Below are 24580 nucleotides of genomic sequence, written 5' to 3' on the forward strand. Positions count from 1 at the left end.
GGACGAGGAGACTGGCCGCGTGACGCGGCGGCGTGGGCACCGGGGAGGGGCGACCCTCGCCAGACTTCAGGCGATGGGGAGCAAGCTCTCAGGTGAGCCCCCTACCAGGCGCGCTGACCGCTTGCCCAGCGCGGCAAATCTGCATGCCGACCCGCTGCCCCTCCCGTAGACTCTGGGCAGTTCCAACCCCCCAGCAATCCCTGAGGGCTGTCCCAGTGCACGGCGGGGGTCAGCGTCTCACCCCCGGAGGAAGTTCCCTTGGCAGGCATCGAGCAGAGTTCAGCGACCGTCCTCAAATTCTTGCGCAACCTGTTCAACGACCAGACGGACGAGCTGCTCATCATCAAGGAGTTGTTGCAAAACGCCGACGACAGCGGGGCGACCCGGGTCGTGATTGGGTGTAGTGACGGGCTTCCCCAGGCCGCACACCCGCTGCTGCGTGGACCTGCCCTGTTCTCCGTCAATGACGGCCCGTTTCGTCCGGAAGACGCCCGCGCCATCATCACCCTGGGCCTGAGCACCAAGGGGGGGGATGCGAGCACCGTGGGCAAATTCGGGCTCGGGCTCAAGAGCGCCTTCTACCTGGCAGAGGCGCTCTTCTTCATGGACAGTCGCCTGGACCCGGAGGAGGTCTGGCGCAAACCCCACTTCGACGTGCTTAGCCCGTGGGTGGGTGGGGATGAGCCCTACCGGCCCGACTGGGTGAAGTTCACCCCGGACGACCGGCGGCTGATCCTCGAACATCTGGGTTCGCTGGGGCTCCCCGACGGGTTCATCGTGTGGATCCCACTGCGGCGCGAGACGGACTGCCTGAAAGCCGGTGAAGAGCGGCCCGCCATCGTGGTCCGGCACTACCCCGGAGATAAGCCCTTCGCCATTCCCGACCGCATCCAGGGCGAGATCGGGAGGATGCTGCCGATGATGGGACACGTCTGCGAGATCGGTCTCAAGGCGTCGCCCGGGCCCGCCGCACCCGTGCGCCTGTTCAAGAGGGTGGGGACTGGACGCACCACCCGGCTTGGGGAGGGCACCTCCTTTACGAAGAGCTTCGGGGGCGGCATTCAGGATCTCCCGGGGCCCACGACTTCCCTGTACGTGGGCGCGGAGGTGCTGAGCCCGAACCGTGACCTGCTCGACCTCAGCGGCGGGAAGTACTGGCCGACGACCGAGGTGGCGACCGCGTACGGCGAGGAATTCCGCAAGGACCCCTCCGTGCCTCACGGGGCCGTCGTCTGGCAACGCACGCCATCGAACTCACCGCAGCTCCAGGCCACCTGGTCGGTCTTCCTGCCGGTCGAGGACGCGCTCGGCCAGACGGTCCCCCTCCCCGGACCGGACAGCTACGCCCTGACCCTTCACGGCTATTTCTTCCTGCGTCCCGACCGCAAGTCCATCTACGGCCTGCACCGCCAGGCGGCCGTGAACACGGAGAGCGAGGAATGGGTCCGCGAGCAGTGGAATGGCCGCCTCGCAGAGACGGCCGTGCTTCCCCACGTCCTGAAGGGGCTGGCCGACATCACGAGCACCGCAGACGAGGCGGTGCTGGGCGCCCTGACCCAGGCCCTGGTGGACTCCCGGCTGGGTCAGGGCTACCGCCACAGTCTCACGGCGCACCACCAGTGGGCCCGGGTCGTCCGCGATGGTCACTTCCAGTGGAGCCTGCTGCCCGTGGACGCGGCCGTCCTCCCGCTCGCGCAGACGCCGGAAACCACCGCGCACGCCGCTGCCCTCGAGACGCTGACCGCCCCGCTGCTCCTGCGAGATGTGGGCAGCCCTGCCTTCCTGCGTGAGGAGCGGCGGGTCTGGCCTACGTCGCTGCTTGACGCTCTCCTGGAGAGGTACAACCTCCAGTCCGTCCTGCTCGACCCGGAAAGGACCCGGCTCCTGCTGGCCCTCGGCCCGTATCTGCCCGTCGCCGAGCATCGCCGTTCCCTCGTGCAGCGCTTCCGCACCGCCCTGCTGGAGGTCGGCTTCGCCGCGCTGGGCAAACAGCGGGAAGAGGTGGCCTCACTGCTAAGCCGCTACCTCGGGTCGCAGGTCCTGAGCCTTCCCGCCGAGGGCATGAGCAAGGAGCTGACAGACCGCCTGATGGGGCTGGACATCAACGTCATCCTGGTGCCGGACGGCTTTGCCTCCCGTCAGCAGGTGGGGAGCTTAGACGCGAACCAGGCCAACGCCCTCCTCGACATGATCCAGGAGGTGGACGACATTGCCCCGCTGCTGCGCTTTGTCAAACGCCACCTGCACACGGCCCTCGACTTCGAGCAGCTCGTCTTGGACCGCCCCCTCCTGCCCACCAATCAGGGCTCGCAGGGGGTCGGACGTTGGCTGAGCCTGCGTGAAGCCTTGACGCTGGCCCAGGAGTCGCGCATCTTCCGTCAACAGCGCGAGGAGAGCGTGCTGCTCACCCATCTGCGCGACGTTCTTGGCGAAACCTCCCTGCACTTCGTTCCCGGCAGCGTCCTGACCGCACTAGAGGTGGATCAGGCGGTCATTCCCCGCCTCTCTATCAAGGCGGTGCTCGACACCCTCAGGGGCGCCCGCAGTCTCGGTGAGGACACGCACCGCCTGAAGTTGCTGCACCGCATCCTGACCGATGCCCCGTCGGTCAGCGACGCCCTCGAGAACCGCGGTGTCCTCCGGTTGCTGCTGCACGGCCGCCCGGAACATGCCACGGACGTAGACCAAACGCTGCTCGTGACCAGCGACCCCAAGGGCCTCTGGGGCAAAATCGCTCGGCTAGCGGGAGAACACTCTCCCCTCGACTGGACGGTCGTTCAGCCGAAGGTGGACTTCCTGTCACCCAAAGACATGAAGCGCTTGGGCGTGGTCGAGGCGGACGTGCAGACCGTCGTGCCCCTGCTGCACGCAGCGGCCGCGAACTTCCCCGGCCACCAGCTCACGGCGGCGGAGCGTGAGGAGCTAATCCTCCAGCTCACCGACGACGCCCTGCTTCAACGCCTGCCCATCTTCACGACCGTGGACCGTCAACTCACGGCCATCGGTCAAGGCGTTTACCTCGAGGGGGGCCTCCAGGCGGACACCCTCGTGGGGCGCATGACCCTGCTCAGGAAGCCGGAGCAGAAGGCCCTTCATGCCCGGCTCGCCAAGCTGGCTCCTCCACTCTCCCACCGGAGTGTCTGGGACTTCGTCCTGAACGATCCGGAGCCGTGGCACCACTGGCCGGTGCTGTCCGAGGCCCTGCGCCAGATGGGAACAGCCCAGCCGCAACGTGCCGGTGAACTGCCGTGGTGGCCGTTGCAAGCAGGGGGCGGCGTGGCGCCCAAAGATGTCCTACTCTTTGCGCATCAGGAGAGCCGCGAGGAGATTCGGCGCCTGAGGGATGCGGGCGACATCAAGGTGCCGGTACAGGAGGACTTGAGCGCTGACTTCAACCGGCAGTTCTTCCCAGGACTGCTGCGCCTGACCGCCCCTGAGGACAAGCAGCGGGAGACCCTCCTCGGCCTCGTCCGGCGGGCGCGGGGGTACCACGTCGGAAGCGTGGCCGAGCCTTCCGAGGTCTGGCTCAAGGCGTTTGAGGGAGTCAGCCACGACGACCTCCCGGTGGTCGGCTTGCTCGAGGCCTTCGGCCAGTCGCGCGACATGCAGGCGGCTCTGCTGAGCGCGGCGGCCCAACCTGTGACCTCCGAACGCCTGCTGTGGATGCTGGAACGCCTGCACGAGCAGGTCCGCACCAAGGGTAAGGACGTTCAGCCTGCCGTGGAGCGGGTCTACCCCAGCCTGCTGGCTGACTTGCGCCTCCAGCACGTCCCCGCCAAGGCGCTCAGCCGCCTGCACTTCCTGAATGAGGCCGGGCAGTGGTGCAAGGCCGAGGACCTCGTGGCGTTTGGGCCACAGTTCGATCCGAAGGCTGTCCTGAATACACTGCAAGCGGAAGCGCTTTACGGCGGAGAGAAAAAAGCCGAGCACGACCTCCCTGTGCGGGGCCATGCCGAGGGGGACGTGTCGGTGGACCTCCGCCTGAAAAACGGGGCGCAGGACCTGCGACGTCACCTGGGCGAGTGGGAGCAGACCTCCGTGCCGCGCGAGCAGCTCGGGGCCTTTCTTGGCCTGCTGGACGGCAATCCGGTCCTCCACCACGCGGCGCAGCCCTACCTCGTGACGTTCGACCTGGGCGTGTTGCGGGAGAACGCGTTCCGGGACGTGCCCTCGGCGGCCCTGCCCCGCGATTTCAAGTCGTACCAGGCCATGCACGACCAGATTCGCCTGCTCGTGACCCTCCACAAGGGGCAGACGACGCGGGTGCTCAACCTCCTCGGAGAGCCGCTCGAGGTGGCCTTCCAGGACGACCAGAAGATCACCAGCCTCTTCACTCCCGCTGCCGGACAGCGCCCCTTTCGGCACGGAGCCCACTTCGTCTATCCGGTCGAGTTCAAGGTCATCAACCTCCGCGCCCCCGACATCGACTACCCGGCCCTCCTCTTCCAGTCCCTACACTGGGTGCTGAACCATTACCTCAAGGTGACGCCGCCCCACCTGCGCGAGGAGTTCGACAAGGTCGTCAACAGCAACCAGGCCACGGTGGCCGCGACTCAGAACCGCCTGATCAAGGTGGCTTCGCAGACCTGGGGGCGCCAGCTTGGGGTCGCGCGTGGCAGCGCCATCCGTGACCTTCTCCAACAAATCGAGACCGCCGACCGCAGCGCCGAACAGGCCCGCGATCAGGGGGCCAAGCAGGTGCAGGCGCAGGCCGAGGCCCGCATCCGGCAACTTCAGAGCCAGCTCAAGCAGCTTGTCGAGGAGGACCGGGCGACGCAGCAGGCGCTGCTCCAGGGAGTCAGGGGCAAGATCACCGACATGCAGTACACGCCGGGCAGCGTGCCGTTCGAGCTGCTTCAGAACGCGGACGACGCCCTCAGCGAGTGGGAGGAGATGACCGGGCGCGCCGATGACGTGCGCCGCACCTTCCACGCAGATCTGGGCCAGGACGCCCTGCGCTTTATCCACCACGGCCGCCCGGTCAACTTCTTCTCCTACGGGGAATTCGACGGTCGTGGGCGTGGCTTCGACGGTGACCTCGAGAAGATGCTCACCCTGATGTCCTCGGACAAGGGGGCGGGCGTCACCGGGAAATTCGGGCTGGGCTTCAAGAGTGTATTCCTGCTCAGCGACCGGCCCACCGTGAAAAGCGGCCGGCTGGCCTTCACCGTCAAGGGCGGCGTGTACCCCGTGACCCCCGACGAGCAGCACGTGCAGAAGATGCGGCGCTACCTCGAACGGGTGGTGCCCGCCGAATTGCAAGACGCCACCCTGGTCGAGCTCCCCCTGGTCGACCAAGAGGTCGCGGCAGCCACCTTCGAGCACTTCTCGAAACTCGCTCCATTTGCTCTGGCGTTCACCCGCGCCCTGCGGCGATTGCAGTTGCGAGACGCGAAGGGAACGCGGCACCACGAGTGGAAGGAGCAGATCGTCGCGCCCGGCGTAGCAGTAATGACCCTCCAGGGCGCGGGAGAGAACTGGCGGGGGTTGGCCCTGCATTCTCCCGACTTCAAGCTTCTCCTCCCGTTGGGACCGCTGGGGCTCGGCAAGTTGGACAGCGAGGTTCCCAACCTGTGGGTCACCGCACCTACCGCCGAACGGCTGGGGCTGCCCTTCTTGCTGCATGCTTCCTTTCCGCTGGACACGGGACGCGCCCAGCTGGCCCGCAACGAGGCTGGCCTCTCCGAACTCGTCGAGCGGCTTCGCCCCGGACTCCAAGCCGCCCTGGAAACCCTCCTCGACCTCGAGACGAAGGGTGGCCTGAACGAGCGGCTCGGCTGGCCTGCAAAGGCCAAAATCGACTTGCCTGCACTTCTCTGGCAGGCGCTCGCGCTTCCCCTGAGCCGGGAGGACAGCAACCCGGCCTTCGGACTTCTGCGCGACCTGCTCTGGGGCGAGCAGGGGGCTTACGGGGCCCTGACCCTCCGGCGGGCCCTAATACCCAACGGCCTTCCCGAGGGTCATGCAGCGACCGTCAAGGCCGGGCAGGCTGGGACACGGACGCTCGACTTCCCTCCGGCGCTGCTCGCGCAGTTGGGCAAGCAGGCGGAATTTCGCAGGGCCTACCCGGCCCAGGGGCTGCTGAGCCCGGACACGGCGCGGGTCTTGCAGCGGCTGGGGCTTCCGGTTCCGCAGGCCGAACTGACCCTGCCGGAGGTGCTCAAGACGCTGCTGCCCGACCGGCGGGTGGGCCCCGAGCAGGCCTCCTGGCTCGCGCCGGTGCTCAGCGAGGACGTCGTCGAGGAGCTTCGGGAGGACGAGGCCGTCTCCGACTGGCTGGATGCCCTGACCTTCCGGACACGGGCCGGGGGGTATGCCCGCCCCGTGGAGCTGTTGATGGCCGCCAAGGACGGGGACGAGGCGGAACGCTTCCCCTTCGCGCCTGCCAACGCCCAACTGGCGGACGCCTACGACGCCGCGGGGATCGTTCTCTTCCGCCGTCTGCGCGGGGAAGCCCACCAGCACCAGACGGTGGGCTGGCTGCTCGCCGCCAAGGCCAGGGCGCGACTCGCTGCCCTGAAGTACATCGCCAACCAGGTGCCGAGCGGTGCTGTCCTGACCGCGCTGCGCCTGAGACTGACTGGAAGCTGGCTCGAACACACGCAGCTGGTCGGGCTGCCCGAGTGGGCCCAGCTCGACGAGGCGCAGCAGCGGGATGTGCTCAACGCCCTGCGCCAGACCAAGGAGGTGTTCGCCGCCCTGCCCCCACCGCCGCCGACCCAGGCCACCGACGAGGACGAGGAGAGTGAGCAGGCGCTGCGCCTCCCCCCCGATTTCCTCCACCGCCTGGTGGCCTGGTGGCGGCAGGAGGGCACCGCCGAGACGCAGCGGTACAACGAGCGCCTCTATCCCAGCGGCGTCCCCTTCGTGACCGGGCCAGACTACGACAGTAACTGCCCCGGGCGCCGCCGGGCGTGGCTCTCGCTGCTGATGCTGGGCAGCCTTCAGAGCATGGGACGCACGCTGCCCGAGGCCCACCGCAACTTCCTGGCCCTGTGCGCCGAGAAGGGGTGGCTGGACGCCTTCAGTGCCCCGGACGCACCTGACGAGCGCTGGATGGACTCGCTGCGCACCTACCTCACCGGGGACGCGGAGGTGCTCAAGTACTACCAGTGGATGCGCGGCTTCGTGGGGTTTTACCAGCTTGGGCACTGGCTCGACACGTACGTGGAGGTGCTGCTCCAGCTGGAGTATGCCCAGCCGCGGTCGCTGCGGCTGCTGCTGGCCCCCAATGTGAATCCCGACTTGCAGGGCAGCGGCATCGACGCCCCACCCCTCACGCGCACGCTGGGAATGGGGGCGCCGTTTGTCGTCCGTGAACTGCTGCGGGGCGGCGCCCTCCGCAACCCCAAGCTGGCCCCCCTGGCGTACGTCCCCACCCGCCGGGTGCGCCTGCTGATGTCCGAGTTGATGCGCCGCCCGCTTCCCCAGGATGATGTGGAGGCGGCCTCGCGCTGCATCCACACCCATCTGGCGCAGACGCTGGGTGAAGCTCAGGCCACCTTCGGGGGTCAGTACGACCTGCCGCTGCACATCCTCCTTGGCAGCGGCCGGGACGACACCACGGCCCTGGCCCTGCAACAGCGGGTTTTGGGCCGTGCGCTGTTCGGAGGTTCCGAATGACCTTGAGGAAGGGCGACCAGGTCTCTCACGGCGATTACGGCGTGGGCACCGTGGTGATGGTCGACGACCCCACGGCGGTCGTGCGGTTCGACAATGGCCTTCAGGAGGTGCTGCTCACCGAGCTTCGGAGCCGGATCACAGCCCTTCAGGCCCTGCGGGCCGGGCGACTCTCCTCCCCGGTGGAGGCGCAGCTCCGGGTGCAGGCGGAGCTGATCACCAGCCTGAACGAGGCCTGGGGCGTCTTCTCCCGGTCGAGAATCGCCCTGCTCCCGCACCAGCTCTGGGTCTGCCACCGGGTGCTGAACACCTGGCCTCCGCGCTGGCTCATCGCGGACGACGTCGGCCTCGGCAAGACCGTTGAGGCGGGCCTGATCCTGTGGCCGCTCCTGAGCCGCCGTCAGGTGACCCGGCTGCTGATTCTCGCGCCCGCCTCGCTGACGGGGCAGTGGCAGGACCGCATGAAGCGGATGTTCGACATTCGCCTCACGGTGTACAGCCCGGAGCAGGACCAGCCCACCGCCAAGGCTGGGGCGACCTACTGGGACATCCACCAGCAGGTCATCGCCTCCATGCAGACCCTGCGGGATGACCGCAAAGGGCGGCACGACCGCCTGCTGGAGGCCGAACCCTGGGACCTCGTGATTGTGGACGAGGCGCACCACCTCAACGTGGATGAGGCGACCGGCGCGACCCTGAGCTACCAGCTCCTCGAAAAGCTTCAGGAGCACGGCAAGATCGGGGGGCTGCTGCTGTTCACGGCGACGCCGCACCGGGGCAAGGACCACGGCTTCGCGGCCCTGCTCGAGTTGCTGCGCCCCGACCTCTTCAGCACAGAGGTCGACCTCAGCGCTCAACTCACGAAGTTTCCGCAGGCCGTGATCCGCAACAACAAGCAGACGGTCACCGACTTGCAGGGGCGGCGGCTGTTCGAGCCCCCCCTGGTGAGCAGCGAGGAGTACGCCTACTCCCCCGAGGAGACCGAGTTCTACACCAAGCTCACGGAGTTCATCGCGACTGGACAGGCTTACGCCGCGACCCTGACCAGCGCCCGCGACCAGAGCGTGATCTGGCTGGTGCTGATCGCCCTGCAAAAGCTGGCCTCCAGCTCCGTCGCCGCCGTCCGGCGCGCCCTGCGGGGCCGGGCCGCGAAGGTCGACAACCTGATCCGCAACGCCGAGGAGGCCGCGCAGGCCTACGAGGACCTGCTGAGCAACGGTGAGGTTGACGCCGCCAGCGCACTCGAGGAGCAGGTCGGGGAGTGGGGCGGTGGGCTACGGCTGATGACGAACGAGCGCCAGCGCCTCCAGGAACTGCTGGAGCTGGCCGACCGCGTCACGCAGGAGACGAAGATCCAGACGGTGATGGACGCGCTCGAGACACGCTTCGCGGGCCGCTCGGTCCTGTTCTTCACGGAGTACAAGGCGACCCAGAGCCTGCTGCTGAGTGCCCTGATTCGGCAGTACGGTCGGAACGGGGTCAGCTTCATCAACGGGGACGGCCGCGCCGACGACGTGCTGGGGCAGTCCATCACGGTGACCCGCGCCCAGGCCGCCGAGGACTTCAACAGCGGGAAGGTGCGCTTCCTCGTGTCCACGGAAGCCGCCGGTGAGGGCATCGACCTCCAGCGCAGCTGCCACACGCTGATTCACGTCGACCTGCCCTGGAACCCCATGCGGCTGCACCAGCGGGTCGGACGGCTCAACCGCTACGGCCAGACCCGCCGCGTCGAGGTGCTGTCCCTGCGCAACCCCGGCACCGTCGAGGCCCTGATCTGGGACAAGCTCAACGCGAAACTTCAGAACATCATGCGTGCCTTCGACGCGGTCATGGATGAGCCTGAAGACCTGCTGCAACTGGTGCTGGGCATGACCTCGCCGCGACTCTTCGACCGGCTGTTCAGCGAAGGGCAGCGTGTGGGGCGGGACCAGATGAGTGACTGGTTCGACCGACAGACCGCGCAGTTCGGCGGTCAGGACGTGCTCAAGACGGTGCGTGACCTGATCGGGCACAGCGCGAGCTTCGACTACCAGCAGGCCAGCTCCCTGATTCCCCGGGTCGACCTGCCGGACCTGCTCCCCTTCTTCCGGCTCGCGCTGCGCCACAACAGCCGCCTGCTGCGCGAGGAGGGCGACCTCGTGAACTTCAAGACCCCGGAGGACTGGATGGGCATCGGGGTGCTGCGGGAGTACAAAAACCTCGCCTTCTTCCGGGGGGGCGACCGGGGGGACGTCGCTGGGGTCGGGCACAAGGTCGTGGACGCGGCCCTGCACCAAAGCCGCGGTTTGCAAGCCAACGTGGCACTGACGCAGTGGGCCGGGCTCGAGGCTCCCCTCTACGTGTTCCGGGTGGCGGACCGGGTGACCACCGGCCCCGGTGCCCGCCGCACCTTCATCGGTCGGCTGATGAGCGGGGAACCCCGCTGGCTGCGGGACTGGGAACTGCTGCAACTGCTCAACGAGCTCAAGGCCGGCCCGGACGCGGCGGCAGACCCCGGTTTGATGCAGGCCCTCGCCGACATGCTCGAAGACGAAACGCACGCCCTGACCGAACAGCTCCCGGATCTCAATCTCGACTACGCCGCGCCCTTGGTCGAGCCCTATGCCATTTTCGCTCCCCTCCCCCAGTAAGGAACCCATGCCTGTTGAAAGCTCTATCTGGAAACTCGGCCAGACCGTCGAGAAGGTTCCTTTCATCCCCCTGGCTCTGGAAAGCAAGCTGCAAGCGGCCTTGGAGCAGAACCTGGAGATCCCCGACCCCGGTCTCATGCTCGTCGGGCGGCAGGTCCGCACCGAGAACAACAAGTTCATTGACCTGCTCGCTGTGGACAGCGAAGGCCACCTGCACGTCATCGAACTCAAGCGGGGGCTGACGCCCCGGGACGTGGTGGCGCAGGCTCTGGACTACGCCGCCTGGGTGCGAAAGCTCGGCCGCGAGGACGTGCAGCGCATCTACGCCGAGAACCATGACGGGAAGGGATTCGACGACGGGTTTCGCGACTCTTTTGATGCGGCGTTGCCCGAGACATTGAATGCCTCGCATCAGCTCACCATCGTCGCGTCGGACATTGACCCGTCCACCGAGCGCATCGTTCAGTACCTCGTGGACTACGGCGTGCCGATCAATGTGGTGTTCTTCCGGCACTTCGCCGTTGGGCAGGACGAATTCCTGGTGCGGACGTGGCTGATCGACCCCGATGAAGCGGCTGAGCAGGTGGAGCGACGGGACAGTCAGAAAAAGCAGCAGCCCTGGAACGGCCAGGACTACTACGTGGTGTTCGGAGAGAGCACCCTGCGCCACTGGGACGACGCCGTAAGGTACGGGTTCCTGAGCGCAGGGAAGGGCCGCAAGTACAGCCGCACCCTGGAGGCGTTGCAGCCAGGACGCCGAGTCTCGGCCTACATCCCGAGGGTGGGGTATGTCGGGGTTGGCACGGTCACGACCGTCGCAACGCCGATCAAGGACTTCGTTTTCAAGGTGGGCGGCGATGTGCGTCCCGTCTCCTCACTGCCCTTCAGTGCCCCCGAAGCTCTCCATGATTTCGATGACCCGGAGCTTTCGGAATGGCTGGTGGGCGTCGAGTGGCAACAAACGGTGCCCAAGAGTGATGCCCTGACCGGCAGCTCCCTCTTCAGCAATCAGTACATCGTTTGCCGCCTGCGAGATCAGGGCACCCTCGAAGCCCTCGCCAAACACTTTCCTCAGGCTTTCCAAGAAGACAGCGCGTAAAGGAACATGCTCCTGCCCCTGACGGGAGAGCCTCGGGACGTCCTTAGCTGTGCCCGAGGGCCGACCAGCGCTCTATATCGCGTTTCAATTGCTGGCTGAAGGAGCGCCCCCACAGCGCGCGGTCCTTGTCCCGCAGGCTCAGCTCGCCGGGGACGGCGGCGTGGACCGCCGCGACGAATCGCTCGTAGCCCTCCCACAGCCGGTCGAAGTCGGTGCGGTCGGCGAGGTCAGCGAAGTCCCCCAGTTGCTCGCAGGCGCGGTAATCGTAGATGGTGAAGTCTTCAGGGCAGAAGACCGTGAGAATGGCCGTCGCCATCGGCAGCCGCAGCTGCCAGGCCTGAAGGAGCACTTTCAGTCTGGCCCTGTTGCCCTCAGCCTCCCGGACTTCCCCGACCAGCTGCCGCACCGCCGCGTCAAGGTCGGCGTTCCTGTTCATCAGCCGTGCCGCGACCCTCGACTTGGCCCGGTTGGATTTCCACACCACGATGCAGAAAAAGTCGAAGGTCGTGACCTCCTCGCCCTCAGCGAACTTGCGGGAGACGGTTTCAAAGAGGTAGCGCTCGAGATCGTAATACGCCAAATCGTCGGGGGCGGTCATACAACCTCCCTTGTCAGGCAAAGCGGTAACGGCTGATGCGGTCGTGTCGGCCAACCATTAAGTTGGTGCCTTCCCCATTAAAGGCCAACGTGAAGGCTCCCTCTCCGGGCTCTCCGACTTCCAGCAGTTCCTCCCCGGTCGGCAGGTGCCACAGCTTGACCACACCATCGGCGAAGGCGGTCGCCAACACCGGCAAGGTGGGGTGGAAAGCGACGGCGTACACATAGCGCCTGTTCCACTCAAAGCTGTGTTCCTCGCCCCAGGTCTCGGTGTTCCAGACACGGGCAGTCCGGTCTTCCGATGCCGTCGCGAGGTACCTCCCGTCGGGACTAAAGGTCACGTCCGTGAGTAGTCCTCCGTGTTGCAACGTCTTACGGCTTGTCCCAGACGTGGTGTCGTAGACGTGGACTATGCCCTCGGCAAACGCTGTCGCCAGACCCTGTCCATCTGGACTGAATGACAGCGCCACGATTTCACTGTCAGGCCCTTCGGCAGAAACCAGTTCCTTCCCGGTCTGGACCTCATAAAGTTTCGTGACGCCACCGCCATACGCCACCGCCACTCGGGCAGCGTCTGGAGAAAATGCCACCGCCTGAGCGTAACGATCATTCCAGCTGAAGGTCTGCACGGTGGTGCCATCCGACAGACGCCATACCCGTGCCGTCCGGTCCCGGGACCCAGAAGCGAGGAGGCCTTCACTGGGAGCCGCACACAGGTCCGAGACCGTCCGTGTATGGCCCTCCAGAAGGCCCTGCTGGCGCCCACTGGTACGGCCAAGAACCTCAATGTCCTGGTCAGAGGCGACGACGACCGAGGAACCGGCAAAAGCAATCACTTGGTTGCCCTCCCGGTGAATCGGATGTTCATTTTTGATCGTCAGTTGGATGCGGCTGGCACGGGAGTGAACTGTGGAAGTCACCTCAGGCTGCCGTGAAGCGGGAGGCGCCTCCCCGGAGGAAGGGGTGGGGGCCTGACCGATTGCGTTTTGCGCGTCCCTCACGACCTGATCCGACTCTTCCGAAGCACTGACCTGCTCGTCAATGATCGGCACGGTCAACAAGGCCGACAGCGTCTTGGCCAGACTGGCTGCCCTATAGAAGTGCTCCAAGACGACGTTGCCGTTCATGGCCGCCTCGTCAGCCTCACACTGCCGAATGGCTGCCCTGAGGCGGCGGACCAGTTCCGAGATGACGTGAGCCACCTCATCCATGCGCATCTCAATGCCATTGAGTTCTGTGCAGCGGCGCTTGACGTCCTCTCTATAAATCTCTACATCAGCGGCATACTTATGGGCGGCCGTCTTCGCTTCCTCACCCTTCTTCGCGACGATCAGAGACCCCACCAGGGCCGCAGGCGCCACGAAAAGGCCGCCAGCCACAACTGCTCCCAGCGCCATGCCCCCGCCGCCGGATGCAAGGGTGCCTCCCCCCAGCCACGCCAACAGGGCACTGTTGGCCGCCGCACCACTCAAGCCACTAATGGCTGCCCCTGTGCTGGCCGCCCCGAGAGCGGACACCGCACCCACGACACCGACGCCTGCGCCGACCCCCGCTGCACCAGCCTTCATGACCCCACTGGCGACCTCGAGGCTGGTCGTCCCAATTCCACGGAACTCCTCCAAGCTCTCGGGCGTCATGTTCAGCCTGAGGGTAAAGTCTTTGTCCGTGACGTTGGCGCGCTGCTTCTGACGCTCCCACAACCGTACGAAGTCGGCAATCACGCCCCCCAGCACGGCGATCTTCTGCTCTTCCAGTTCCTGAGCGTGCTGCTTCACCGCCAAGAGCCGCAACTCAAATTTCCGCTCTGCCGCCTTGGCCCGGGCAGTGGCGAGTTCCTGCGTTTCCTTGGCTTCCTTGAGGGCCAACCCCCCATCAATCCCCTTCTTGACTGCTCCTGCGGCGAGCGCTCCCACCGCCCAAATCAAGGGCAACGGCATCAGCAGCCTTCCTCGACCAAGCGCAAGCCTGCCGCGTTCCAGTCGAAGCCCTGCTGCACATGCTGCTCGAGGCGCTGGGCCATCGTCCGGCTCAGGCCCAGGCGGTCTGCGAGCCGCTCCAGCGTCTGAACCTCTTTGTCCGCCAGTTCCGCATCGAGCATCGCCAGAGTGGCTGCTTCGAGGTAGATGATTCTCTTGGCGGCGTCAGGGTAGTCCTCCAAGGTGTCCGGGCGCTGCGGCTGCACCAGCGTGCCCTCCAAGGCCTCTGCCGATAGCCCGAGGGACAATGCGTAGCGGTGGATCAGTTCGCGCTCCACCTCGAGGATCTGGCCGTCTGCGGCCGCGACTTCACAAAGGACTTGGACGAGGGTGTGTTTCTGCGCTGAATCGAGCAGGTCTGCAAACATGGTTGGCTCCTGGAATGGGGTGACGTCAGAGCTCGAGCACGAAATCCGGGTTGTTAAGCTGCTGCTGGAACTCGGCCAAATCCTTGAAGGGACTGGATTTGGCCAGATCGAGAATTCCCGACAGCATCAGTTGCATGCCCTTGAGGTCCCCACGTTCCTGCGCGGCGTCGAGGGCATCAAACATCCGATCAAAGTTCTCCCGGCGCTCGTCAAAGGTCCGTTCCAGGTAGATCTCCATCACTCGCCGCGTCGAGGTGATCTGCTCGACGGTGGCCTGACGCCAGGCATCAATGTGGGCACGCTTGGTGGCTTCCACCTGGGCCGTCTTGGCGTAGTCCACGAAGGCTTCACTGATGTGTTGAGCGGCGGCCAGCGCTGCCTGAGCGGTGACTGCGCCTCCAGCACCGCCCGTGAACATCCCCACGCCAAGACTCACCAGATCGACGTTGCCGGAGGGAGGTCCATCTGCCCGCGGCCGCACGTCTTGCACCTGAAGGTCTGGGGAGTCGACCTCCGCCGGAGCATCTGGGTTGACCGCCACGGCGGACTGGGCCGCCTCCAGCACCTTTTGGATCGCTCCTCGCTGGGCTTCCTCGAGAAAGTGCCGACGGTCTTCCTCCGTGGCCAGACGGCTGGCCAGTTGGACGCCCATGCCACTCAAGGAGTTCAGGGTGCCGAGGAGCTGCTGCGCTGTGGCGATGCGGTGATCTGTGGGGCTGCTCATGGTGACTCTCCTGAGGGGATGCGTAGAGGGCAAAGCTGGGACGTCCTGCCGTGCCCCCAGTTTCTCCCCCCGGCGCCCTCATCTGTGCCGCATTTGTGGTGGGTTCTGCACCCCCAGGTAGGGGGGCTGTACCCATCTCTGAGGTTGATGGGGTAGCGGGAGCAAGTAGCTCAGGCTTGGCTCGGGCCTGAGGTTCTCAAACCATGAGGGCCACCTGCCTGCGCGTTCAGTGTCAGTGGCTCGTCGCCTGCCCTAGCAAACGGCAACGTCGCAACTTGGGGCCCGCCTCCCCCCTGTTCGCACTACCCTGGAGGGCAATGATCACCGGCGAAGTTAAGAACAAGGTCGATGCCGTCTGGAACGCGTTCTGGGCGGGCGGCATCAGCAACCCTCTGGAAGTGGTCGAGCAACTTACCTACCTGCTGTTCCTTAAGGGCCTGGACGAGACGCACACCGCCCGCGAGGCCCGCGCCACCCGCCTCGGGGAGCCGATCGAAAATCCCGTCTTCACCGATCAGATGCACGAGTACCGCTGGAAGAACTTCAAGCACCTCGGGGCACCGGCCATGTACCGGGTGCTCACCGAGACGATCTTTCCCTGGATGCGGCAGCTCGGCGGCGAGCACAGCGCGTTTGCCAAGCACATGCGGGACGCCCGCTTTACCCTGCCGCCCGAGAAGGCGGGGGTGCTGGCCCGGGTGGTGGACGGCCTCGACAAGATTCCCATGCAGGACCGGGACACCAAAGGTGACCTGTACGAGTACCTGCTGAGCAAACTCGCCACCGCCGGGCAGAACGGTCAATTCCGCACGCCCCGGCACATTATCCGGATGATGGTGGACCTGATGCGCCCCAAGCCGCAGGACACCATCTGCGACCCGGCCTGCGGCACAGCGGGCTTTCTGGTGGGCAGCGAGGAATACCTGCGCGAGCATTACGAGACCGAGATCTACAGCGACCCCGCGCTGAAACAGCACTTCGAGAACGCCGCCTTCCACGGCTTCGACTTCGACCACACCATGCTGCGCGTGGCGGCCATGAACATGCTGCTGCACGGCATTCCCAACCCGGACATCCGCAACAAGGATTCCTTGAGCAGCGACCACAGCGAGGACAGCGACCTCTACACCTTGATTCTCGCCAACCCGCCCTTCAAGGGCAGCCTGGACGAGAACAGCGTCGCCAAGGACCTCACCAGCATCGTCAAGACGAAGAAGACCGAACTGCTGTTCCTGGCCCTGTTCTTGCGACTGCTCAAGCCGGGTGGGCGGGCCGCCGTGATCGTGCCCGACGGCGTGCTGTTCGGCAGCAGCAAGGCGCACCGGCAGATTCGGGAAACCCTCGTGGAAGGGCACAAGCTCGACGGCATCATCAGCCTGCCGAGCGGCGTGTTCCGGCCCTACGCGGGCGTGTCCACCGCGATCATGATCTTTACCAAGACGGGACGCGGCGGCACGGGTGACGTGTGGTTCTACGACATGAAGGCCGACGGCTACACGCTGGACGACAAGCGCAACCCCACCGCCGAGAACGACATCCCCGACATCGTTCACCGCTGGCACCACCGGGATGAGGAACGGACGCGGCAGCGCACCGACCAGAGCTTCTTCGTGCCCAAGGCGGAGATCAAGGCCAACGGGTACGACCTGAGCATCAACCGGTACAAGGAGACGCAGCACGAGGCGGTGGAGTACGACGCGCCTGAGAAGATTCTGGACGACCTCGATGCGCTGGAAGCCGAGATTCAGGCCGGGCTGAAGCGGCTGCGGGAGATGCTGGCCTAAAGTATGGCTATGGCGGCCTCCCCCACGTTCCCCAGCGGGCCACGGCTGGAGCACCTGCGCGACCTGGCGCGGGCGCACCGGGTCCGGCGGCTCGACCTGTTCGGCAGCGTGGCGCGTGGCGCGGCGGACGCCCACGACTACGACTTTCTGGTCGAGTTCGAGCCGCTGCCGCCGCTGGAGCACGGGCGGGCCTACCTGTCGCTGCTGGCCGCCCTTCAGGACACGCTCGCCGCTCCGGTGGACCTGATCGAGGCTGAGGCGCTGGACAACCCGTATTTCGAGGCGCGGGTCCGGCGCGAGCGTGTGAACCTCTATGCCCGTTGACCTCCGCACCTGGCTGCACGACATCGTCAAGGCGAGCAGGCTGATCGGGCAGTTCGTGGACGGCCTGAGTTACGAGCAGTACCAGGACGACGTGCTGCGGTCCTCCGCCGTCGAGCGGCAACTGGGCATCGTGGGCGAGGCGGTCGCGCAGGTGCTGAAGGTCGAGCCGCAGGCCCCGCTGGGCGCGGCCCGGCAGATCGTCGGTTTTCGCAACATCCTGATTCACAATTACGCCCGCGTCAGCAACGCCGTGGTGTGGACGGTGATCCATGACCATCTGCCCGTGCTGAGCGCCGAGGCTCAGGCCTGGCTGGAGCAATTGAACCGTGAGACGACCAAGGAGTAGATGGGAGATGCTGGCATGACGTGGGAGAGGGTGAGGCTTGGGGATATTGCCACTGTTGTTTCTGGTGCCACTCCGAAAACAGGCGTAGATGAGTATTGGGATGGAGATATTGCCTGGGCAACGCCTAAAGACTTGAGCGGACTAGGAAGAAAATATATTTCTGAGACAGAATCTTATATTACAGAGAAGGGATATAAGAGTTGTTCAACAATATTGCTACCGCCCAACTCCGTACTACTAAGTTCACGTGCTCCGATAGGACACGTTGCCATCAACGCCATTCCAATGGCAACGAACCAAGGCTTCAAGAGCTTAATCCCGAAGCAAGGAGCCCTGGACGCTAGCTATCTTTACCACTGGTTAAAATCACAAACATCCTATCTAAACAGTCTTGGGCGTGGGGCTACTTTCAAAGAAGTGTCCAAAACTATCGTTGAGGACATTGAAATTCCCCTCCCCCCCCTCCCCGTCCAGCAGCGGATTGCGGCGGTGCTGGATGAAGTGGACGCGCTTCGGCAAAAGCGGGAGCGGAGTATCGAGGGGTTGGAAGCACTTCGAGAATCTGCCTACATCCATCATTTAGCAGAGAGCCAAGCTTCGAGTGTGCGAGTGAGGGTCAGTGACCTTATAGACCCTCACAGAGGCGGAATGCGGACTGGGCCATTCGGTAGTCAACTGCTCCACTCAGAGTTTGTTGATGACCCCAGCGGAATTATGGTGCTAGGCATCGATAATGCTGTCAAGAATCGTTTCCGCTATACCGGCGAGCGATATATCACACCAGAGAAGTACGAAGGACTTAGACGTTACACCGTTCATCCAGGAGATGTTCTAGTAACAATCATGGGAACCTGCGGCAGGGTCGCCATTGTTCCAAGTAACATCCCGACCGCTATCAATACAAAGCACCTTTGTGCAATGTCTTTAAATGAACAGTGCCTACCCGAATACCTTCACGCTACGCTGATATACAACCCTTCTGTCCTAAAGCAAATGGGGGCATCTGCACGAGGGGCGATTATGGACGGTCTCAACATGGGCATCATCTCTGCTTTGGAGTTCGACCTTCCTGAAGTATCTGAGCAACGTAAACTTCAGACGGTCTTTGCTGAGATTGATTCCTTGACCGATGCGGCACTACACGCAAGACAAACCGAGGGTGTTTTGCTCTCCTCGCTCCAAACCCGCGCCTTCTCCGGCAAGCTTAACCTGCGAGAACTCACCCTGAGCTAGCCTCCCCTTCCCCATCTCCCCCGAGGTGCTTCCTTGTCGAATTTCGCGTTCTTGCAGGAGTGGCCCGAACTGTTTCAGGCGGCGGCGCTGGCCGAGGGCTATGTCCGCAGCGACCCGCGCACGGCGAGCTTCCATGCGCGGCGGGCGCTGGAGGGGCTGGTCGGGTGGCTGTTCACCAACGACCCGGAATTCAGCCCGAAGCCCTACGACAACAGCCTGAACGCCCTGCTGCGCTCGGACGCGTTTACCCGGCTGGTGCCCTCGCAGGTGCAGCCCCACGCGGATCTCGTGCGGCGCGAGGGCAATCAGGCGGTCCACGGGGCGCGGGAGGTCACTTCGGGGCAGGCGATGGGCACCGTGCGCGACCTGTGGTATGTCGCCCGCTGGTTCGCCTGGAACTACGGGGCCGACGAGACGGCCACGCTGCCCGACGACTTCAACGAGGCGCTGGTGCCCCTGCCCGCAGCGGATGCGTCCCGGCTGTCGCGCAAGCAACTGGAAGACCTGGAAGGCCGCCTCGCCCGCGAGCAGACCGAGCGGGAGGAGTTGCGCCGTCAGGTGGAAGGGTACGAGGCCGAACTGGGTACGCTGCGGGTGCAGGTCCGCGCCCGCAAGGGCCGCAACGCGGGCCGCCCCGTTTCCCTGGCGACCAGCGAGAAGGCCACCCGCGAGCGGTTGATCGACGTGCTCCTGCGCGAGGCCGGGTGGGAGCCGGACGAGGACAACGTCCGCGAGTATCCCGTGACGGGGATGCCCACGGCCAGCGGCAACGGCTACGTGGATTACGTGCTGTGGGGCGTGGACGGGCGACCCCTCGCGGTCGTGGAGGCCAAGAAGACCAGCGTGAACGCCGAGGACGGCCGCCAGCAGGCCAAGCTGTACGCCGACCGCTTAGAAGCGCAGTTCGGGCGGCGGCCCGTCATCTTCTACACCAACGGCACCCGGACGTTCCTGTGGGACGATGCGGCCTTCGCCCCACAGGGCGGTTACCCCCCGCGAGAAGTCGCCGGGTTCTACACGGCGGACGAGCTGGAGCTGGCCATAGGGCGGCGGCAGACGCGCCTGCCCCTGGCCGACCACGCCATCCAGAACGAGATCGTGGAGCGGCCCTATCAGCATCTCGCGGTGCGGGCCTTCACCGAGCGCCTCACCGGGCGGCAGCGCCGGGGCTTGATCGTGATGGCGACGGGCACGGGCAAGACCCGCACGGCGGCGGCCATCATCGAACTGCTCATGCGGGCGGGGTGGGTCAAGCGGGTGCTGTTCCTGGCCGACCGGCAGGCCCTCGTCAAGCAGACGGTCGGGGTGTTCGGCAAGTTCATTCCCGGCGGCGTCCACAACCTGCTGGGGGACAAGGAGGGGGCGGAGACGGCCCGCGTCGTCGTCAGCACGTACCAGACCATGCTCGGCATGATCGAGTCCGGACAGCTCAGCAGCGGCGAGAAGGTGTTCGGGCCAGGGCACTTCGACCTCGTGATCGTGGACGAGGCGCACCGCAGCGTGTACCGCAAGTTCGGTGCGATCTTTTCCTACTTCGATGCCTACCTGCTGGGCCTGACCGCCACCCCCAAGGACGAGGTGGACCGCAACACCTACCGCCTCTTCAACATGGAAGACGGCGTGCCCCTGTTCTCCTACGGCCTCGAGGAAGCGGTGCAGGGCGGGTACCTGGTGCCCCCGCGCGGGCAGGACCGCACGCCCCGGTTTCTGCAACGCGGCATCCGCTACGCCGACCTCAGCGAGGAAGAGAAGGACGAGTTTGACGCGCTGGAGTGGGACGAGGTGGGCGGCAGGCGCGAGGAGATCGCAGCGGCGGAGATCAACCAGTGGCTGTTCAACCAGAGTACGGTGGACGAGGTGCTCAAAGACCTGATGACCCTGGGCCTCAAGGTGCAGGGCGGGGACGTGCTGGGCAAGACCATCGTCTTCGCGGCGAACCACAAGCACGCCCTGTACATCGTCGAACGCTTCGAGGCCAACTTTCCGCATCTGCACAACTTCGCGCGGGTGATCGACAACTACGACCGCTACGCGGGCACGCTGATCGACGACTTCTCCAAACCGTCAGGGCAACCCACCATCGCCGTGAGTGTGGACATGCTCGACACCGGGATCGACGTGCCTGAAGTGGTCAACCTCGTGCTGTTCAAGGTCGTGCGCTCCAAAACTAAGTTCATGCAGATGGTGGGGCGCGGCACCCGCCTCCGCCCTGACCTCTTCGGCCCCGGACAGGACAAGACGCACTTCACCGTGCTGGACTACTGCGGCAACCTCCAGTTCTTCTCCCTGAATCCGGACGGGGTGGAGAGTAAGGTCGCCGAGCCGGTCCTCCAGCGGACGTTCAAGGTGCAGCTCGACCTGCTGCGGGTGCTCGCCCCCTTGCGCGCGACCGACGAGGAGGCCCGGCAGCTCTACACGAGGACGGCGGACGTCCTCCACGAGCGGGTCAGGGGCATCCCGCTGGAGAGCTTCATGGTGCGTCAGGTGCGCGACCTGGTGGAGCCCTATCTCGACCGGGCGCGGTGGGACGCGCTGACGGAGGTGGACCTCCTCGACCTGGGCCGCCACGTGAGCGGGCTGCCGTCGGGCGTGCAGACCGGGGATGAGGGCGCACGCCGCTTCGACGGCCTCGTCGCGAAGCTGCATCTCGCCCGGTTGACGGACGGCAAGGACGCCGCACGCCTGCAACGCCAGGTCCAGCAGATTGCGGGGGGCCTCGCCCCAAAGACCAGCATTCCCGATGTAGCGGCCCAGGCCGGGCTGCTGGGCCGCCTTCAGGACGAGGCGACCTGGGCCAGCTTGACGCCCTCCGCGCTGGAAGACATGCGCGAGCGGGTGCGGGGCCTGGTCACCCTCCTCGACCGGGAGAACCGCACCGCGATCTACACCGACTTCCAGGACGAGATCGTCGGCAGCAGCCTCACGGTCTTTCCCGACCTCGCCGGGCAGGTCAACGAGGCGCAGTATCGCAAGAAGGTCGAGGCGTTCTTGCGCGGGCAGCAGGAGCACCCCGTCGTCCGCAAGGTCCGGCATGCCGAGCCCCTGACGGCGGCGGACCTCGAGGCCTTGGAAGTGCTGCTGTTCGAGGCCAGCGAGATCGAGTCGCGCGAGGTCTTCGAGGAGGTCTACGGCCAGCAGGACAACCTCGCGACCTTTATCCGCAGTCTTGTGGGTCTTGACCGGCAAGCCGCCCGGCAGGCGTTCGCTCACTACCTCGACACCCAGGTGTTCAATGCCAAGCAAATCCGCTTCGTCGAGAACCTCGTCGAGATGCTCACCCGGAGGGGCAGCGTTTCTGTTTCCGCCCTCTACGAACCTCCGTTTACAAATGCCCATCCCCAGGGTGTCGATGGAGTCTTCCAAGCCGCCGACGCAGATGGGCTTGTCACCCTGGTCCGGAGGCTGGCGCGGGCCACCTTCCCAGCCCAGGCCTGAGGGTCCGCGCGACCCCACCTCGCTCAAACAGCCAGCAACCCCTTGGGCTTCCCTCCTGGGAGGCCTTTTTCATTTCCGCTGACCCCGATGGGCCTCAGGGGACCTGCCGGTCGGGGCTGCGCCCACGACCGGCAAGAACAACCCGCAATCAAGTGAATAATCCCTTGACCTCATGCCCGCGCCGCCTGACTCCCGGCGTCCCCGTGACGTGTTCGTTCTCTCCCTGCCGGGCGTGGTTTCCCGGCGAGGCTTCCCATGCTCGCGACGTACAACCTGCCGATTCTCGGTCACCCCACCGCCCACATGCAGCGCCTGATCCGGACGGGGGCCCTCCGCCCCGCCGCTGAATCACCCTCGGGCTGCCGAGGCCCCGCGTACACCCTGCGGACGCCAGATGATTGGCAGATCATCGATGATTTCGGGGCCGAACTAGCTGGCACCCTCCTTCAGGTCAACCTCTTCCGGCTCCCCACCGCCGCCTACCGGGCGCTGCTGTTCGCCTCCCCCCGCTTCCGCCAGCATGACGTGGTGGCCCTCGCCCAGGCCCTGCGCGCCGACGACCCTGACCGCCACGCGTGGTGGGCCCAGCTGTTCGAGGCCGTCCGCGCTGGCCCACGGCTCACCCGCGGGTTGGCCCACGTGCAGTCTCCCCTGCTCCAGCACGCCGTCTGGTTCCCCGACCGCACGGTATTCAGCAGGACCCAGGGCGGCGGGTGGACGGTCACGCTGGCGTTCGAGGTGCATACCCAGCTGTCCGACGATGCACCCCGCGACACCGCCGTGGGCATCGACGTGGGCGTCCGGCCGCTGGCGGCCTGTGCGGGCCACGAACATCTGGCCCTCTACGCGACCAAGCTGCTGCGGCCCAGCGACCGCCGCCTCGAGACAGCCTTCCGGGATGATCGCTCCCGGCACCTCGCCCGGCGGCTGCATCACCTGCTGATCTACGGTGAGGCGAGGCGGCAGTGGGAGACGCTGATGGCCGATCAGCTCCCACGTGCGTCGGTGGTGTGCGTCGAGCAGCTGACCCTGCCGGACATGCAGAGCCGCTTCCGGTGGGCGTCCACCGAACTGGGCATCGCCGACTTCCTGCTGAGCTGGCTGCCGCAGACCTGCTATGAGGTCGGGGTCCCCGTCGTCCGCGTGGACCCGGCCTACACCAGCCTGCGCTGTGCCCGCTGCTACCGCTGGGGAGACCGACCCGGGCATGGCGGCGTCTTCGTCTGCCCGGTTCACGGCCCGGTACACGCGCACGTCAACGCCGCACAGGTCATCCAACGGCTGGGGCTGGCCGAACTCATGGCCGAGGCCCGCCGCACGGCACCGTGGACACGGGAGGGGAGGGAGGCGAAGGCGTGAACGTTCCCCCATTGCCTGCCAGACTGCGGGAAGCCCAGCGGTTCCTGCCCTGGCGGCGGGTTCCCAGACCCAACGGCAAGCTCGGCAAGGTGCCCCAGATGTACAGGGGGGGCGAGCTGCGGCCGTGCGATCCCCTCCGGCCTACCTCCTGGCTTCACTTGGAAGACGCCCTGGCCCTCGTGAGGAGCGGGCAGGCGGACGGCATCGGCATCGCGCTTGACGATGCGCTCGGGGTGACGGGGCTCGACCTGGACGACTGCTTCTCGCCCAGCGGTGAGCTGATACCCCACGCACACGCTGTCCTCCAGCCGCTCGGCTCGGGAGCCTATGTCGAGCGCAGCCCGAGCGGGCAGGGCCTCCATGCCCTGGTGCGCGGGCTCGTGCCTGGCGGCTGGCGCAGGCAACCGGGGGTGGAGCTGATCAGCTCCGGCTTTCTCACGGTCACGGGGAACGTGGTGCAGCACGCTCCAGACCCCTGGCCCGATCTGACCGGAGTGCTGGGGCAGTGGCACCGGGAAAGAACGAAGTCCTACCTTGCAGCCCGGCCCGCTCTGCCAGGCCTGAGCGTTTCCCACGAACACCTGCTCCAGCGGGCCAGGGCCGCAGGGAGTGGACCAGCCTTCCGGGCCCTCTGGGACGCCGAGCCGGATGCCGCGCCGAGCGCCTCGGAAGGTGACCTCCGGCTGCTGCTGATGCTCCTGTACTGGGGGGGTCTGGGATGACCGACTCGGACCTCGATGTGCTCTTCAGGCAGTCGGCGCGGTACAGGCCCAAGTGGGACGCCCAGCACGGAGGACAGACCTACGGGCAGAGGACGCTTGAGGCGGCACGGCGCATCAAGGGGCAGGGTGGCTGACCCCTGGGCTACGCCGTTGGTTTCAACGCCTCCTGCTCTGAATGCGTCAGCAGAAAGCAAGCGACTCATGTTGCAGGTCGCCAGCATGTGCGCTACGCTGAATTTGGTATGAAAGTCCCGCCCCAGGCGGACCTCTAACATGGCAGCCGGATCGCGGCTGTCCGCGCGTAAGCGCATATAGGTTGTTCAGAGAAAATTTGCAGGTGGCAGTTGCATGTTATTGCGTGTC

At 65.7% G+C, this 24580-nt stretch carries 15 protein-coding genes; 11 read left to right on the plus strand and 4 right to left on the minus strand.

Features of this window, described 5'->3' with window-relative positions:
* Positions 1 to 258: 258 nt before the first annotated feature.
* The 3 genes from L1280_RS15340 to L1280_RS15350 are packed head-to-tail and all read left to right on the plus strand — an operon-like array spanning position 259 to position 11349.
* Positions 259 to 7623, plus strand: coding sequence for a sacsin N-terminal ATP-binding-like domain-containing protein (locus L1280_RS15340; RefSeq protein ID WP_253583254.1), 7365 nt, complete (start codon positions 259 to 261; stop codon positions 7621 to 7623).
* Entirely contained in the window at positions 7620 to 10250 is a 2631-nt protein-coding gene (locus L1280_RS15345; protein ID WP_253583256.1) for a DEAD/DEAH box helicase, read from the plus strand. The genes L1280_RS15340 and L1280_RS15345 overlap by 4 nt, the downstream gene beginning before the upstream one ends.
* A 7-nt stretch (positions 10251 to 10257) precedes the next feature.
* Positions 10258 to 11349 carry a hypothetical protein gene (locus L1280_RS15350; protein WP_253583257.1) on the plus strand — a complete coding sequence of 364 codons (1092 nt, stop codon included), beginning with the start codon at positions 10258 to 10260 and terminating at the stop codon, positions 11347 to 11349.
* 43 nt (positions 11350 to 11392) lie between these two features.
* On the opposite strand, the gene L1280_RS15355 is transcribed toward L1280_RS15350, so the two are convergent.
* Genes L1280_RS15355 through L1280_RS15370 form a run of 4 tightly spaced genes read right to left on the minus strand, consistent with a single transcriptional unit; the run spans position 11393 to position 15014 of the window.
* A complete protein-coding gene (locus L1280_RS15355; RefSeq protein ID WP_253583259.1) occupies positions 11393 to 11947 on the minus strand; it encodes a hypothetical protein in 555 nt (184 codons plus the stop codon).
* Positions 11948 to 11960: 13 nt separating this feature from the next.
* The gene (locus L1280_RS15360; protein ID WP_253583260.1) at positions 11961 to 13883 is read right to left on the minus strand and encodes a WD40 repeat domain-containing protein; all 1923 of its coding nucleotides are present in this window, start codon (positions 13881 to 13883) and stop codon (positions 11961 to 11963) included.
* Positions 13883 to 14290, minus strand: a complete 408-nt coding sequence (locus L1280_RS15365; RefSeq protein WP_253583262.1) for a TerB family tellurite resistance protein — start codon at positions 14288 to 14290, stop codon at positions 13883 to 13885. The genes L1280_RS15360 and L1280_RS15365 overlap by 1 nt, the downstream gene beginning before the upstream one ends.
* Positions 14291 to 14315: 25 nt before the next feature.
* Complete coding sequence (locus L1280_RS15370) at positions 14316 to 15014, minus strand: hypothetical protein (RefSeq protein ID WP_253583264.1); 699 nt, start codon at positions 15012 to 15014, stop codon at positions 14316 to 14318.
* 317 nt (positions 15015 to 15331) lie between these two features.
* On the opposite strand from L1280_RS15370, the gene L1280_RS15375 reads away from it, so the two are divergent.
* The 8 genes from L1280_RS15375 (at position 15332) to L1280_RS15855 (ending at position 24351) form a co-directional block, all read left to right on the plus strand.
* Positions 15332 to 16798, plus strand: coding sequence for a class I SAM-dependent DNA methyltransferase (locus tag L1280_RS15375; RefSeq protein ID WP_253583265.1), 1467 nt, complete (start codon positions 15332 to 15334; stop codon positions 16796 to 16798).
* 9 nt (positions 16799 to 16807) lie between these two features.
* Complete coding sequence (locus L1280_RS15380) at positions 16808 to 17122, plus strand: nucleotidyltransferase family protein (protein WP_253583267.1); 315 nt, start codon at positions 16808 to 16810, stop codon at positions 17120 to 17122.
* The gene (locus L1280_RS15385) at positions 17112 to 17468 is read left to right on the plus strand and encodes a DUF86 domain-containing protein (RefSeq protein WP_253583269.1); all 357 of its coding nucleotides are present in this window, start codon (positions 17112 to 17114) and stop codon (positions 17466 to 17468) included. Before L1280_RS15380 ends, L1280_RS15385 begins: the two co-directional genes overlap by 11 nt.
* Positions 17469 to 17483: 15 nt before the next feature.
* Positions 17484 to 18701 carry a restriction endonuclease subunit S gene (locus L1280_RS15390; RefSeq protein ID WP_253583270.1) on the plus strand — a complete coding sequence of 406 codons (1218 nt, stop codon included), beginning with the start codon at positions 17484 to 17486 and terminating at the stop codon, positions 18699 to 18701.
* A 33-nt stretch (positions 18702 to 18734) separates the two neighbouring features.
* Positions 18735 to 22136 carry a DEAD/DEAH box helicase family protein gene (locus tag L1280_RS15395; protein ID WP_253583272.1) on the plus strand — a complete coding sequence of 1134 codons (3402 nt, stop codon included), beginning with the start codon at positions 18735 to 18737 and terminating at the stop codon, positions 22134 to 22136.
* A 255-nt stretch (positions 22137 to 22391) separates the two neighbouring features.
* Positions 22392 to 23495 (plus strand): transposase, encoded by a 1104-nt coding sequence (locus L1280_RS15400; RefSeq protein WP_253583274.1) that lies wholly within the window; start codon positions 22392 to 22394, stop codon positions 23493 to 23495.
* Positions 23492 to 24217, plus strand: a complete 726-nt coding sequence (locus L1280_RS15405) for a hypothetical protein (protein ID WP_253583275.1) — start codon at positions 23492 to 23494, stop codon at positions 24215 to 24217. Before L1280_RS15400 ends, L1280_RS15405 begins: the two co-directional genes overlap by 4 nt.
* A complete protein-coding gene (locus tag L1280_RS15855) occupies positions 24214 to 24351 on the plus strand; it encodes a hypothetical protein (protein ID WP_371922926.1) in 138 nt (45 codons plus the stop codon). Before L1280_RS15405 ends, L1280_RS15855 begins: the two co-directional genes overlap by 4 nt.
* Positions 24352 to 24580 lie beyond the last annotated feature (229 nt).

Source organism: Deinococcus sp. HSC-46F16 (genome assembly GCF_024171495.1).
Lineage (GTDB): Bacteria > Deinococcota > Deinococci > Deinococcales > Deinococcaceae > Deinococcus.